Annotated in this window: 1 protein-coding gene; it reads left to right on the top strand. The window is 32.5% G+C overall.

Going from position 1 to position 618, the window contains the following annotated elements:
- Nucleotides 1-98 (top strand): YjcZ family sporulation protein (locus AC1DJR_RS32670; RefSeq protein WP_477004537.1); only part of this gene is annotated, 98 nt, incomplete at its 5' end.
- Nucleotides 99-618 lie beyond the last annotated feature (520 nt).

Below are 618 nucleotides of genomic sequence, written 5' to 3'. Positions count from 1 at the left end.
GTGGTAGTTGCGGCGGCGGCGGCTTCGCTGGAGGATTTGCTTTATTAGTTGTATTATTTATTTTATTAATCATAGTTGGAGCTAGCTGCTTCTGCTAAAAAACTATCGGAAAAGACACTCTTATATGGGTGTCTTTTCTTCATGAAAAAATCCCCGTGCTAAACAAAAGATAAAATAAGCTGCCCATATGGACAGCTTATTTACATAATTATCGATATAGGAAGAGAAAATAAAACAAGAATAAATTGCAGGTTAAACTTTTTGTTTTAATTTTTCTATCGTTTTAAGTACTTCTTCTCTATTTTTTGAAAGTTTCATCCATGTTGGCAGCCTACTTTCAATACTCAAATAATATAATTCAGAAGGTCTTACATGTTTTTTAATATAATCTTCTATATGGCAAAGATGCTCGAAATTAAAAAACCATATATTATGTCCACAACACTGTGTTTGCAGATATAATGGTAAACCAAAGTACCAATCAATCCCTTGTTTTTCATCAAATAGTTCATGGCTAAATGCCCACAGATTATCCCATCTTCTTTTTGGATGTATATCTTTGATAAACCCACATTTACTACATACTAAACGCTTGGATTCGTGTCCTATATACTATAC

The organism is Bacillus sp. 05T31, assembly GCF_056396725.1.
The sequence above is the reverse complement of the archived record's forward strand: the minus strand, read 5'-3'. Positions and strand labels throughout refer to the sequence as shown.